This is a genomic window from bacterium (genome assembly GCA_030655055.1).
GTDB lineage: Bacteria > Edwardsbacteria > AC1 > AC1 > EtOH8 > UBA5202.
In genome coordinates, this window is the sequence record JAURWH010000212.1 from 1 (window position 1) to 13379 (window position 13379).

Below are 13379 nucleotides of genomic sequence, written 5' to 3' on the forward strand. Positions count from 1 at the left end.
GTAGTTGCTGACCACCGGCAGGTCGGGATATCCCGCCCCGATCGGCAGCATTGAACCGTTCATTTTGATGGCCTTGGCCGATTTGCCGTCCACCAGTTTGTCTTCCAGCATGTATGTGCCGACGGAGAAAGTAAGTTCCAATCCGCTTTTGCTGGAGGTGCTGATGTTGACCCCGGGCTTGGACCATGGGTCTTTGAACTCCACCGTTTCAAAGGCCAAACAATGGCTGATTGAAAACAGTACCAATAATGCGGCCACAAACGAACGTTTCATTTTTGGGTCTTCCTTTATATGGTTTATTAGTGTTATTTTCCTGATAGTGAATGCTTGCCGGCGCTTTGTAAATGGTCGGACATTTGTTCATATGTTAACATTTTTTTACGGGAACATGCAATAAAAATATCCGCTCTCAGCCAAAGTTTTTTATCCATTCTGCATTTATCTCAGCACCGTGATCTTCCTGGTGGCCTGGAAGTCTCCCGAGATCAGCCGGTACAAGTAGATCCCGGTGGAAACCTTCTGGCCCTGGTCGGCCCGGCCGTCCCAGTCAACACTATAATTGCCGGCCTGGCGGGGATGGTTGACCAGGGTCTTTACCGCCTGCCCGGCGATGTTGTATATCTTCAAGCTGGTATGGCCGGGCTTTGATAATTGATAATTGATCACTGTTGACTGTTTGGCCGGGTTCGGCTGGCTCTGGGCCAGCATATAGGCGGCCGGGATGTCCCCGCCAAAGCCTATGTTCATCGGACCGTAGTATGTTTTGCTGCCTTTGTTGTCAACTTCGGCCAGCCGGTAAAAATACTCGCCCTTGGCAGTGATGGTATTGTCGGTGTAGCTGTAGTTCTTCGGCTGGGAGGTCGTTCCCCCTCCTTCAATCGTGCCGACTTTGACAAATCCCTGGTCAGCATTTTCCGACCGCTCTATCTCCCATCGCAGGCATTCCTGCTCGCTCTCGGTCCGCCATTGAACAATGATGCCGTTATTCTGGACAAAGGCGGCAAAGTACGACAGGCAGACCGCCATCGGCGAAACGTAACCCGGACGACCCAGCTCTATGTCGTAAAGCACCGGATCGGCGGAGGCCTTTCCGGCCGGCCGGTACAACCGGGCTATCACCCGCAGGCTGTCGTATATCAGGGTGTCCAAAGTTGCCAGTGAAACGCTGTCCACCGCCGAGGACTGGTTGAAGATGACCTTGGAGTTATTGGGCAGCACCGCATCTGGGACCAGTGACCAGCTTCCGCTTTGGCAGTACTCTATCTGCACCCCTATGGAGTCGGCGGCGGTCTTCTTGCGCCAAAGGACCTGTCCCCATTTATAGGAAAGGCGGGAAACAGTCTCGGCCCTGGTGATGTCATTGTAATATATGGGGCCGGTGGTCAAAGAGCCGGAAAGGCTGGCGCTGCCATAACGGTAGGAAACCAGGATATTGTCTATGGCCCCGTCCTCTCCAGTTTTTCCGCCGGGGGAGGAAAAACGCCACATGAACTGGATGCTGTCCTGGGGCAGGTAGGCGGCAAGGTTGATGGAGTCGGTGGAGGAGGCCACGTCGGCGGTAAAGCACCGGAGCATGGTCCAGGCCCCGCTGTCCGAGAACCTAACCCAGACGCTCAAGCTGTCACCGGCCTGGGCATAGTTGTAGCCCAGGCCGTATTTAAGTGAGAGATCGGTGGCGGTCGCAGGCACCAAAACAAAAGGCGCTATCAGTTCATCCGCATCGCGGGTTACTTTCCCTTTGGTGGGATAACTGACATAAGCGTAATAGGCGCCGTAATTTGGCGGAACGTTGACCACGCCGGTGCTGGTGCCTATGGTCCAGTCAAAGGCGTTATTGTTGGTTTCTCTGGTGCTCCATCCGGCAGGCAGGCCGGCTCCGGCCTCAAAACTTTCACTCAGCAAGACCCCGCTTCCCCCCGGCAGTCCGGTCAGGATCACGCTGTCGCCCTGGGCCGCCACCGAACCGCTGTAAACATCGCTTGCAAACTGGCTGCCGTGGGTGTGGCACCAGCAGACCGTGCCGGCCGGGATATCGGCGCCGATGGTCAGGGATCGGGGTTCGCTGCTGGGCCCAAAGATGTTGGTGCCCTCCGGGTCGCGGCCCTTCACCTTCCACCAGTAGGTGCGCCCGGCGGTAAGGCTGGCCGGGAACTGGAAAGCGGCCGGGACGCCGCTGGCATAGGCGCCGGTGGTGAAACTGTCCCGGGAGTCCGGAAGGAAGTAGGCCGTGGTGTCCCAGGTCACCCGGTAATCTATGGGGTTGTTTTGGGGGTCGGTGGAGACAAAGGAAAGATACGGCCTCAGGTCGGACAGCTTGGCGCCGGAGAACAGTTTTATTACGGCAGGTTGGGACGGGGGTCCGCTGATGACCTCGGCCGAAGTTTCCAGCCGCACAAAGTTGGACCTGGTGGCGGTGACAAAGAGCTGTCCGTCCAGCAGGGGGTTGATGGTGAACGACACGTTGCCCTCGGCATCGGTAAGCCCTGAGGTCACGATCTCCGGCGAGTTGGTTGGCATGTACAGGCCCACCAAAGCCCCCGGCACGTTGGCCCCGGCCTGGTTTCTGACGTTGACCGAGAAGGTCTGGCTGCCGGCGGAAATGGCGGAGCTGAAGCTCAGCCTAAAGGTGTCCGGGATCTGCGAACAGAAGGTCATGAAGGGATCCCCGAAGACGTGGAACAACTGGCAGGTGAATCCCTTGAAATAGGACGGCATGATGGGGTCGGTATAAGACTGGGTCATTAAATGCCATTTTCCGGAGGCCAGGGCAAAGGCCGGCCTCAGGTCCTCGGTATATTTCTGATAGGTCTGGCCGGCGCCGGCATCGGGCACGTCCCAGTTGTTGGCTGAATTGAAACTGGGCCACAACCCGTCCATGATGCCCATGATCAGGGCGTCGTTGACGAAGGAATACGACGTCTCGGTGGCGCACAGCACCCCCAGCGCCCCGTACTGGCTGCGGTGCAGCATCTCGGAAAACGTCTGGATGGTGGGGTGCTGAAAGGCTCCGGTCTGGCAGTTCATGGAAAAGACAAAGGTCTGGTCGGTGTTGGCAAGGCTGGGAATGTTGGCTATGGTAAAGGCCGGCTCCCCCCATCCGGCATAATTGCCGTGGTCGCGGTGCATGATCATGAAGGTGCCGTTGTTGACGGCGCTTACCACCCCGGCTCCGGTGCCGCTGCTCCAGTCCATGCCCGCAGGCACTGTGGCCTCGATGTAATTTTCCCCGGACGGGCCGTAGGCCGAAACCAGGGCGCTGGGATCGGTGGTGGACCAGAGATCCCCTCCGGCCGGGCCGTATTCATCCACCAGAGCATACTGCTGCTGGGTGGTCTTGCCCAGTTTGTTCTTTAAGAACCCGCGCACGATCTCGGAACAAATCCCGAACCAGCGCTCGTCCTGCCAGCCGGCGGCCGAAAGCGGCAGGTCATAAAAACTGCCGGCGGAGGGCGGGGCGGTTTCGTAATTGATGATCTTCATTACCATGATGGAACACTGGGCCGCGGTCTGGGCCGGCATCCGGGTGAACACCAGTTCCGGCGCCCCGCCGTTGCTCCATTCGGAAGCGGCGTCGGTGATGTCCAGATCGGCAAAGATATTATCGGAAACGTAGTCGGGGTATAATGCGTCCGGATGGTCCATGAAATGCGAGGAGGTGACGCCGTAAGCCTTGCTGGTGGAGCCCAGGTCGGACATCAAAAGCACTGCCAGCGGCTTGACGGTCCAGGTATTATAGGCGTTGTCGATGAAGGCCTCCAGGATGGCCGGGGTGTTGCCGCCGATCTCGGTGGTGGTGAAAATACCGGTCTTTATGCCCTGCTTTTTCCGGAACTGCTTTAAGGTCTCCGCCCAGGATTTAAAGCCGGCATCGTCAGGAACGATGATTATGTATTCAAACTCCCCGGCCTCCTTGCTGCCGGAGGTTTTGGCGGCCGTAGATATATCGTGGATCTGGGTATATTGGCTGGGCTGGATGGAGCTGTAGTTAACTATGTTCTGCTGCAATATCCGTTCGAACATCGGGTGCCGGTAAAGGTCGTCCCCGAACTCGCCCTTGCCTCCTTCGAAGGTTACGCTGACCTTCATGTCCCGGCGGACCACCAGCTCTTTGGTGACCGGGTTATAGCGGAACGGCGCAAAGGAAAGGATTAAGACGTCCACCCCCCTCATCTTCTGGATATCGGAAGTAATGACAAAATCACCGGGAAAGAACTCGTCCTTGGAATATGTAGAGGATCTTTTCTGAAGCGGCTTTATCGACTTGTCCAGGTCGGCCGGAAGCTCCATTCCCGGGGCGATCTCCATGTTCTGGTATATTTCCTCGCGGTACGAAAGCACGGTGACCTTGGGCTTGGCTCCGTTGGGCACCGCCACGTAGTTGCTGACCACCGGCAGGTCGGGATATCCCGCCCCGATGGGCAGCATTGAGCCGTTCATTTTTATGGCCTTGGCAGATTTGCCGTCCACCAGCTTGTCTTCCAGCATATACTGGCCGACCGAGAAGGTCAGCTCCAGGCCGCCCTTGCCGGATTTGCTGATGTTGACCCCGGGCTTGGACCAAGGGTCTTTGAACTCCACCGTTTCAAAGGCCAGGCAATGGCTGACTGAAAACAGCAGCGAAAGGATTATTATATATTGGTTCATTAGTTTTTATGATGTTATAGAACTATTATGCAATTTTTAGACCAAAGCAATAACATATAATGTTCAATTTAAATACTTATAAGCCGTTGTGGTCAAAGAGAATGTACTGGCATCATTTTTGCCGGAGATTGCTGGTTTTTCCTACTATTAACATTGCTGACTGAATTTGATCAATAATAGCTGATATTAGTATAAAGTCTTATGAATATGCATCTTACTGTCGTGCAAAATATGCAGAGCGCAATGTAAATATTGCCATTTTTTTGAGGAAAGCACAAAAAAACCTCCCCTGTTTAAAGGGGAGGTTTTTAAATGATTACTGGACTTTGGCACTAGTACCAATTCAACCGCCTTTGTCACCCTGAGACATTCTCCCGGCCTTACAAATTGAAGGCCTGCCTTGAGCGATGCACTGAGTTTGCCAAAGTGAAAATGGCTATCTGCCCTACTTACGAAAGGGGGGACAATGCCATCTTTCAGCTTGTCAGGCAGGGAGGGAATCTCAAGATGACAATGTTTCAGGTTTTGCCAAAGTACAGTAGGTTTTATAGTTTACCTTAGTACCGTGATCTTTTTGGTGGCCTGGAAGTCTCCCGAGATCAGCCGGTACAAATATATCCCGTTGGAAACCTTCTGGCCCTGGTCGTCCCTGCCGTCCCAGTCAACGCTGTAATTGCCGGCCTGGCGATTCTCGTTGACCAGGGTCTTCACCGCCTGTCCGGCGATGTTGTAGACCTTCAAGCTGGTGTTCCCCGATCTTTTAAGGGCAAAGCTGATGTTGGTGCTGCCCATGGTCGGGTTCGGTATGCTCTGGGCCAGCATGTAGGCCGCCGGGATGTCCCCGCCAAAGCCTATGTTCATCGGACCATAGTAAGTTGTGTTTCCGTTGGCGTCGATCTCGGCCAGCCGGTAATAATACTCGCCCTTGGCAGTGATGGAATTATCGGTGTAGCTGTAGTTCTTCGGCTGGGAGGTGGTTCCCCCTCCGTCAACCTTGCCGACTTGGACAAATCCCTGATCGGCATTTTCCGACCGCTCTATTTCCCAGCGCAAACATTCCTGTTCGCTCTCGGTCCGCCAGGTAAGGTTCACGCCATCTGAGGAAGCCATCAGGTTCATGCCGGCAAAGCTGACCGCCAGGGCATCCCGGAAGCTGGTGCTGGCGATGATGTCGCCGGCAGCGGTAAGTGCAAAAGGCTGGGGCCCGCGGTTGATGGCGGCGGCGGTAACGGTAACGGTAAAGGTCCTGCTGGCCTTGGATGAGGCCGGGGCCAGCCAGACCACTTCCTCCGGGTTCACAGTGTCGGCGGTGCCGCCGGTGATGGAAAATCCGTTGCTGGCCGGCTGGCCAAAGACGTTGCCCAGGTAGGTATTGGTGCCGTCGGTGACGGTCAGGTTAAGATTGTTGACCGAGATGTCGGTGGATGGCGAAGCCGAGGGATAATCGTAATATACCAGCACGATCTTTAACGGTTCGGTGGTGGAAGTACCGGTGCTAATAGTAAAGGTATAGGTCTGCCCGGTGGTGGTAAAGCTCTTGGTGTCGTCTATCTTCAGCTTGCGGGCATCGCCGGCAAAATACAAGGCATCATCCAGCACCACTCCGCCCCAGCCCTGGCCCTGGGAGGGCACGTTCTGGGTACCGGTCTGGCCGACGGCGTCTATGGAATAGGCGCCGTTGAAGTTCCGGGTGGACAGCATCATCAGAGATTTCATCAACGGACCGGTGGGCTTGGCTATGGCGTCGCCGGCCACCTTGGTTCCTGTCTTCCACCAGCCTTCGGTAAGATATTGCCGCACCTGGGCGCCCATGCCGGCCATGGTGGGCGTGGACATGGAGGTTCCGCCCATGGTTAAAATACCGGTATTATTGGTGGTCAAATCTCCGTCAGACTCAACCGACCAGATGTACCACCCTCCGCAGCCCACCAATGCTGGTCTCCTCAAACCTTCGTCAGTCGGGCCGTGGGATGAGAACTCTGCCATATCCAAAAGCTCATTGCGGTCAGTAGTTCCGTTGACCGCCCAAGTGGTGGCCCCGGCTCCGAACCCTGATTCGCTGGCGCCAACGCAGACAATGTTCTTGGAAGTAGCTGGCGAGTTCACCCTGTCGCCTGAAGTATTGTCGTTACCGGCAGAACGGAACATCACCAGGTCCTGATGAGCCCAGGCCAATGTATCCAACTGCCGGCAGTTTATGGTATAACTGGAGGCTCCCCCGGCGCTCTGCCCCCAGGAGGATGAAGTGACCCTGGCCCCGGCGTTATATTCCCAGATATAGATGTCGGCGTAGTTGGTGGGCAAAACTAAAGCATCGCTGGCCCCGCCGATATCGGTAAAGGCTATCCGGCACTTGGGAGCCATGCCCATGGCCCGGGGCAGTGATGCCTGGGTGGTCAGCCAGCCCAGGCTGTCGGCGCCGATGGAGCCGCTGGTATGGCTGCCGTGGCCCGAGGAGGTCAGGTCAAAGGTATCGGAAATGACGTTATAACCTACGATCTTGCGGTGGGCATTAGTAGCCTCGATGATGGTGTCCTTATCCTTGTCGTAGATCGGTTTTAAACCGGCGCCGTCCCGGAAATAGATGTTGTCCCAATCCATTCCGGTGTCATCATCTCCCACGATCTGCCCCTGGCCGTACAATCCGCGTTTGTAAATGGGCATTTTCAGGGTGTCGTCGGCGGTGGCCATGGTAAGCTTGGATTTCCAGGAATCTACGGCAGCCCGCATCCCGGTGGAGTCCAGGCTCTGGTTGATCCAGCGGCTCCAGGCATTGTGCAAAGTTGGCTGGAAATATCTTTCAACCCAGTAAACCTCGGGGTAGTTGGCGATCTCTTTGGCGATCTCTATTGACTGGTCGGCCGGAATGGATACTTGTACGATGTTCTCGCCGTGCTGAAGGTAACGGACATCTTTCTTGGCGGTGATCCGCTCCCTGACCCCTTTGGCGTCGGCCACTTCAAAGGTAACGATGTTGAGCATGATCCGTCCCGGCTCATCCAATGAATACGGGGTCGGGGCTTCCAGCAGTTTGGGGCTGATGCGAAAGGCCGGCTGGTTGTAGCCCACGAACTGGACCATGGGCATCTTTTCCACCACGGCTTTGACCGCCGGGGTCATCTTGACGATGTGGGCGTAGTTGGGGAGGTAATCGAACACCTTGCCCCCGGCCTTTACCACCTGGTCGCGCCAGGCGTCCAGCACCGGCCCGGTGAACTGAACGATGTAATAGTCCGGGCCGTCGGCCTTGGCCGTCCGCTCCAGACCCAGGTTCTTGTACGAAGGCATCCCGCTTTTGGTGGAGAATGCGCCGATCCGCATCTTAAGCACACTGGGATCGGTAGCCAGCGCCTGGGAAACGGCCAATACCAGGATGAACATTGCCGACAGAACTCGTTTCATTGTTTGATGTCCTCTATGTTAATTTTGGTTAATGACTTGAACATACCGGGGATCCTGCCCACTAACAACACGAAAGGGCACTAAATATTTATTTACTTTTTACCGGGGAGCCATCCCACTAAAAACACTAAATGACACTAATTGTTTTATTTTTTCGGTGTAACCCTGCCAACTAAAGACACGAAAGAACACTAAATAATTATTTCCCTTTTAGTGCGTTTTCGTGGGCAAAAGGGTCTACTCCGCCGGGTCCAGTTCCTGTACCTGCAGAGCCCGGTGCACCTCGTCGTGGGTGGTGTGCCCCAGGTCCACCAGGCATTCGCCGATGCGCTTGCCCGTCCCCTGCATCTGCTGCCAGCGGGCCTTGTTGATGTGTTCCAGCGTTACGTAACCCAGGGAGACCATTATCTCACCGATGATCTTTCGTCTTTTAGCCATTGTTAGTTATATGTGATTTTAATGGATGACTTGTTAAATGTATTTTAACGAAGAACAATTTATCCCCATATATTCTACAGTTTCTTGTTGCACTTAAAACAGGGACAATTGTTTAATTAACCCTGTTGTGTAACGCTTATCAGAAGATGCAACTACCGGTTGTCACTGACAATAAAACCTGTCTTTCTACCCTCCCCTTACATCAAACCCCCCTGCCAAAGGCGGGGGGGTTTGATATGTGTAAAAAGCTAAATGATTACTTCAGCACCGTCAGCTTCTTGGTGGACTGGAACTCTCCCGAGATCAGCTTGTAGAAGTAGATCCCGTTGGAGACCTGGCGGCCTTTGTCGTCGGTGCCATTCCAGTTGACGGTGTAGAACCCGGCTTTGCGGGTGTCGTTGGCCAGGGTCTTAACCTGCTCGCCCAGCACATTGTAAACCACCAGGCTGACCTTGCCCGGATTCTTTAAGGCAAAGGAGACCTTGGTTGCGCCGCGGCCGACCGGGTTGGGATAGTTCTGGGAAAGCTCATAGGACAGCGGGATCTTGCCCACGGTCTCGACCAGCGAACCGGAGAGGGTTTGGTGGCCGTCGCTGTTGACGTTATACAGCTGGTAGTAATAGATCCCTTCGGCTTCCACCACGTCGGTATGGCTGTAAGACTTGCCGTAGGGGTTGGTTCCGGCCCCGTCCAAAGTGGCCACATCCTTGTAATTCACGCCGTCGGCCGAGCGCTTGATGATCCACTGGTAGTTGTTCAGCTCGGAGGCGGTGGCCCAGTTAAGGGTAACGCTGTTGTTGGAGGTTGCAGCCGCAAAGCTGGTCAGCTCAACCGCCTTGGCGTCGGCATTGACCGAGGCGCCCCATGATCCGCCGGAATAATAGTTGGCCGAGGTTACGGTATAGACCCAAGCAGCCTTGCCGCCCTTGGCGCTGTTGTCGATTACGCTGTCTGCCACGCCGGCTCCATAGCGATGGGTTACCGTGGCAATCAGGTCGCTGGCTTCCGGAGGAGTGGTGGTTCCCAGTACCTGTCTGTACACGTTGTAACGGAAGACCTTCTGCTTGTCAACGTTGGCCTTCCACCATTTGATCTTGTTGCTGGTGGCAGACAAAGTGAATATCACTACGCTGTCGGGCGGAGTGGAGGCAACCAGGCCGGTGATGTCTACCTTGTAAACCTTGGCCTCGTCCATGGCGGAGCAGTACAGATAGTGCACGTTGCCCACCGCATAGGGAACGTAGGCCGCCGAGCCCACCGGGGCATAAGGCACGCCTGCGGCATTGGTGGCTTCAATGGCCATTCCGTAGGTACCGTAGCTGCCGTAGTTGGACGGTCCGGGCATGATGTCAACCAGCTGGCCGGTGATGGGATTCCGGCGCATTAAATAGTTCATGAACACCGAGGAGGACCAGATGCTGGAACCGTCGTTTTCCAGGGCCCGGCCGTTCCACCACTGGCCGCCGTAGGTGGCGCCATAGGCGGTCTCGTCCCAGCTGTATCCGGCCCGCTTGACCGCGGTTCCCGAGGCCGGCTTGCTGTAAACAAATATTGATTCGGAGAATGTTTCATAGTTTTGCCAGTAGGCATACAGCGAGTCGCCGGACATTGGATCGGGTCCGATGGTGTCTATCACCGACGGTCCAAAGGCTATGCCCCGGATGCGCTTCATCGGGGTTCCGCCCCAGGAACAGTTGGGGGCTAAGAAAGCCGATATTTTGGTGGTGGAACGATTGATCTGGATGACGGAGTCCTGCAGGGATATCCACAGGTTCTTGGAATTGTCAATGTCAATTCCGCCGCCGTACATTGTGGCTAAATGGACAGAACCCTTGTTGTTGATGGAACGGATGGTATCGGCCGGCAGCAAGGGATTGTTGAGGGTTTTCTTGGGTATTGCATAAAGCCGGGTCTGGAAGGTGGCGTTGTCCAGGTTGGCATTGCTGATAAACACGGTGTCAGCCAATACAGCCACCGAGCTGGGGCAGATCCTGTAGGCATAGGTGGTTCCGCCCACCCGGAGATTCTGGAAGTCGTAGGTCTTGACCACCACCAAGCCGCTGATCCTCTGGGTGAAATAGCTGGTAGTGGTATAAGACGGCGTGGTGCTCCTGATCTTGACCGCAAAAGTTACGTCATAAAACTTGGGGGCGTCCTTTTTGATCTCAACCCCATAGCCCAGGCTCTGAACGCTGGCATTGGTGGCGATGGCGCCGGCGCCCAAAGCTTTCCAGCCGGAATTGGTGATGGTGGCCCACTGGGTGCCGTCCACCACATACAATGAGCAGGCCGCTCCGGCGGAGATGGCCGCGCCGGTGTTGCGCAGAGTAAACTTAACGGTATCGTATTCCCAGGGGTCGAACATGGCATTGCCGTTGTTGGCGGTATACAACATTGGCGGATCCAGCACCAACGATGACTGATAGCCTACCAATGGGGTGGCGGCAACCAGACCGGTGCGGGCCACCTTAAATGTCATGGTGGGGCCTTCATTGGAGACGTCGTAGATCCAGGGGCCGTTTCTGGTGGCGGTTCCGCCAACCAGGCCGCCGTTGGCCAGACAGTTGGGAATGGTCAACGAGTCAATGGCATTCTCGGCATATCCGCCGGCGCTGATATCCTGGGCCGAGTAGGCGGCATTGGCGCATCCGCGCGGGAACATGCTGTCGGCGGCGGCATAGGCAATATTGGGGTTGATGCCGGGCTGTTCCACCCAGGAATAATAATATTTGACGCAGGGCGGGCCGTCATTAAAGCGCGAGCCTCCGCCCATGCGGGTATCGATGTGGGTAATGATGATTCCGTTCTCGGGCAGGCCCTCTTCGTAGGGTGGGGTGCGGTTGCGCAGTTCAACAAAGAACACCTGGGCGGAATCGCGGAAGGCATTGTTGCGAATGCGCCAGAACCGGATGCCGCTGGTGACATTGCCCCGGCGGGCTTCGCCGGCCGAGTCAAGTGCAGCAATGGTATACTGGCCGTCGCCGCGGTAGGCGCTGGAGATGGAATCGGTGTTGCCAGCCGCTCCGGCGGTCAGCCATCCGTCGATCCCGGTCTCGATATGGCCGTCCACGTCATACTGCAGGTGGCCGCCGGGGAAGGCCGGCTTGTCGCCGCCCAGATTGCCGTTGTAGGAGCCGTTGTCCATTAAGGACCATTCGCCCCAAGGGGTTCCGGAGTAACCGTAGTCATAAAGATCGGGGCCGCCGATCTGGTGGAACAACTCGTGGGCGTTCACGCCCAACTCCCCGTTCTGGGGGCAGGCGATCAGCTCGGTGATGGAGACACCGTCGCGGGTGCCGAAGCTGCCGGTCATGGACATGGACCAGATATCCTTGGTGTCCGAGGATTCTTCCTGCCCCGGGCCGGGATGTACCAGGATCAGGTTGTCGGCCGTGCCGTTGGGGTTGGAGCCGAAATCGATAGAGGCGTCGGCGCCGCTTAAGGCAGCATTATAATAGGTGGAGGACGGTGCGTCAGCACTGACGCTGGCCAGCCTTGTGACTCCGGTGGCTATCACCGGGGAGACCGCTCCAAACCACCAGCATTTGCCCATGGTAAAATCTTTGTAGAAGTTGCTCAGGGAGCCTACTTTCGAGGAGTCCGGCACGTAGGGAGCAATAGAATCGCCGAAGCATACAAAGTTGAACCAGTTTACGGTATACAAGTTATGGTTGTTGGCGGCGGTATAATCATAGTGAAACGGATTGTAAGGGTTCTGGCCGGCCTTTTCGGTGGCGGCGTACCAGGCAAAGGTGCTGTCCGAGAAGTCTCCCAGCACCACGTTCAGATACTGCCGGCCGCTGGCGGCCTTGGAGGGATTAGCCTTGGTCAGGCCGGGGCCGTACAGGAAGTCGGTGGACATTTTATGCCTCTTCTCCACCGACCAGTTGATGAGCTTGTTGGCGTTCTGGGGCAGGGCCTGCACCGCATCGGCGCTGGGCCGCAGGTGCTTGGCATAATCACAGGCGCTTTTGCCCACTACCAGATTGGTGGCAACCAGCAAGCCGTTCTCCTGCTTGGCATAGGTCCAAAAGCCTTTTTCGTTCTGCACGATGGAATAGCCTTCGGCATCCTCGGCAAAATGAAAATGTTCGTCGCCCTTTAACACGGCCTGGAATTTGCTGCCGTCGGGCTGGGTGAGCGTACGAGGCCGGGGGTTGGCAGGAATGGCAAAGGCATTGGCTGCCAAAACCACTAAAGCCAGAACCACTAACCATTTGGACATGCTCTTCATGTGTTTCTCCTGTTTATAAATTAGTTTATATTTGATTACTGCTTTACTTAATATGCAATTAATATACCAAATTCAAACCGTAGCAATACATATTTTCTAAGTCATTTATTTAATTATTGTTAGCTGTACAATAATTTTAAACAAAGCCAGGCCTCGTGTCTCAACAAACTATATAAAATGCAATATTTTACCGTTTATTTTATCACAGTATTGATTTGCAATGAGTTGCCGAAATGTATTTTTTGCACTTTGCACTAAAGTGATGTAGATATTAACCACATAGCCACGACCTTAAGGTCGTGGCTATGTAAAGGGAAAATCTTCCTATCGCCCCTACCATGTAAATATCATATTTTTGGTGTTTTTTCGTGGGATTTCGTGGGAGGAGAAATCGGTGTTCCGTTTCCTGCTATTTCTTCCCCAGCTCCTTCTTGGCCTCCTCGGCCTTGATCTCCTCCTCTATCCGCTTGGTCAGCTCCGGCAGCATCCCGGCCTCCACCATCTTGTCAAAGATCTCCAGCGAACGGTCGTAGTGGGCCAAGGCTTCCTGGTTGGCGTAGACCTTCTTGGCCTTGTCCCCGGCCTCCACCGAATAAAAGAAGGCCGGCTCCCAGTTGTTGGCCCGGTAATAATGGTGGGCCAGCAGACCAAAGGCCTCTTC

6 protein-coding genes are annotated in these 13379 nt (G+C 55.4%); all 6 read right to left on the reverse strand.

Annotated elements, in window-relative coordinates:
- A partial coding sequence (locus tag Q7U71_09845) for a hypothetical protein (GenBank protein MDO9392060.1) occupies window positions 1-273 on the reverse strand: 273 nt, incomplete at its 3' end.
- Window positions 274-438: 165 nt separating this feature from the next.
- Window positions 439-4644 (reverse strand): C25 family cysteine peptidase, encoded by a 4206-nt coding sequence (locus Q7U71_09850; protein MDO9392061.1) that lies wholly within the window; start codon window positions 4642-4644, stop codon window positions 439-441.
- A gap of 552 nt (window positions 4645-5196) precedes the next feature.
- Window positions 5197-8046 (reverse strand): S8 family serine peptidase, encoded by a 2850-nt coding sequence (locus Q7U71_09855; protein ID MDO9392062.1) that lies wholly within the window; start codon window positions 8044-8046, stop codon window positions 5197-5199.
- Window positions 8047-8283: 237 nt separating this feature from the next.
- A complete protein-coding gene (locus Q7U71_09860) occupies window positions 8284-8484 on the reverse strand; it encodes a hypothetical protein (protein MDO9392063.1) in 201 nt (66 codons plus the stop codon).
- A 256-nt stretch (window positions 8485-8740) separates the two neighbouring features.
- Complete coding sequence (locus Q7U71_09865) at window positions 8741-12709, reverse strand: immune inhibitor A (protein ID MDO9392064.1); 3969 nt, start codon at window positions 12707-12709, stop codon at window positions 8741-8743.
- A gap of 418 nt (window positions 12710-13127) precedes the next feature.
- On the reverse strand, window positions 13128-13379 hold a 252-nt coding region (locus Q7U71_09870; protein MDO9392065.1), incomplete at its 5' end, for a hypothetical protein.